This is a genomic window from Magnetospirillum moscoviense, from assembly GCF_001650635.1.
Taxonomy (GTDB): domain Bacteria; phylum Pseudomonadota; class Alphaproteobacteria; order Rhodospirillales; family Magnetospirillaceae; genus Magnetospirillum; species Magnetospirillum moscoviense.
The window spans coordinates 1-1668 of the sequence record NZ_LWQU01000060.1 but is presented as its reverse complement, the minus strand read 5'-3'; the positions used below and the strand labels follow the sequence as shown (position 1 = coordinate 1668).

At 63.4% G+C, this 1668-nt stretch carries 1 protein-coding gene; it reads right to left on the bottom strand.

Annotation, left to right across the window (positions count from 1 at the left end; genetic code table 11):
• Window positions 1–221 precede the first annotated feature (221 nt).
• Window positions 222–1574, bottom strand: a complete 1353-nt coding sequence (locus A6A05_RS03140; RefSeq protein ID WP_082910659.1) for an IS1380 family transposase — start codon at window positions 1572–1574, stop codon at window positions 222–224.
• Window positions 1575–1668: the final 94 nt, after the last annotated feature.

The window sequence follows — 1668 nt, the reverse complement described above, 5'->3', positions numbered from 1 at the left end:
CCGACATTCCCCATATGGGCGGTCCATACGCCCCTGATTGACGGCAGAATGGCAAAATTCCGGCCCAATTGGAAGGCGGAATGGCGCGGCGATAGCCGCAGCAGCAGCAAAATCGCGACCTCGACCGCCAGGATCGACTCCGCTGGCGCGATCCCAGCTTGTTTTGCGATGGCGGGGGCACACTTCGCCTGTCATCCGCCTCTTGCCGACGCTCCCAGCTATCAGCATGGCGCGAGCTCTCGTGGTCGCAGATCGTCGATCATGTCGAGGATGCGCTGGAACAGATCACGCGGCACCGCGACCTCGGCCATTTGGAAGACGGCGTAGCGGGCGTGGGCGATCACCTTCGCGCCGATCTTGACCACCTTCTCGCGGATGGTGGTCAGCGACCAGCTTTCCAACTCTTCCGGCAGGGCCAGGGTGCGCAGGAAGTTGGAGAGGTTGTAGGCCAGGGCGTGAAGCTGAAGCCGCACCGCGTTGGCCTTCATCGTCCGGCAAGACAGCCGGGTCCACTTCACCGCGTTCTTGCCTTCCTTGATGTACTGCTCCGCCGTGCCACGCTGGTTGTAGAAGGCGGTCACGCGGGCGGCGGGGCGGGTCAGATTGGTGACAATGAAGCCGACACGTGGATACAGTTCACCGGGATGCCATTCGACCTTGGCGACCACGCGGCGCTTCCGGCTCCATGACTTGGCCTGATAACTGAAGCTGGCGTAGAACCGCTGGACGTATTTCGGAGGACGACCGACCGGGCGCTTGAGCAGGTGGGCGATGTGGCTCTGAAGGACCGTGTTGGCCTTGAGGCGGATGGTGTACTTGTAGCCCTCGGCCTCCAAATAGTCGTACAGGTCGGGCAGGGCGAAAGCCGCATCGCCCCGGAAGAACCGCCGCTTGGTTCTGTCCCGATACCGCCCCACCACCGGTTCCAGCACCGCGCGCCAGTCATCGGCGCTGTGGACGTTGCCGGATCGAAGGGCGCTGCGTTCAAGGTCGCCAAACTGGTTGAACACGAACAGCGGATGGTAGCAGGTGCAGCCGAAATGGCCGTTGTAGGCGGTGCCTTCCTGCTCGCCATGGGTCGGGCTGACGCTGCTGTCCATATCCAGCACCACGACGTTGGTGGGACGGCGGGCATGAACCGCGTCGATCCATTTTCCTGACAAGTCAGTCAGGGCAGCGAGGTTCGGCTTGCCGGTCAGCACCCCGGTCTCGAACCGCCCCATCTGGCTGGTGGACGCGGCCTCCTTGGTCACAGCCCTGCCGCCGACGATCCAGCGCATCGCCGGATCATGGCCGAGGCTGTCGGCGTCGTTGACATCTTCGTACCCGGCGAGGCGGCCGAACACCGATTGCCGAAACTGCGCCGTCAGGGTGTGACGGTTGTTCTTGCCGGTCCTGTTGTCGGCCAGCACCTGCCCGGCCATCTCGGTCAGGCCGAGGGCGTCGTCCAGTTCCCGGAAGGCGAGCAGCCCGGCGTCCGATGTCACCTTCGAGCCGTGGAACTCCAACTTGAGGCGACGGTCGAAAGCGACCCGCAGATCGCCCGATTCCGTTTCACCCGCCGCCATCCCCATATCCAGCCCCTCAGATCGTCCGTACCGCCTTGATTTCTATATCAGATTTGGCAGTCGCTGTCACGAAATCGCAGCACCATCTGGGAAATCCGGG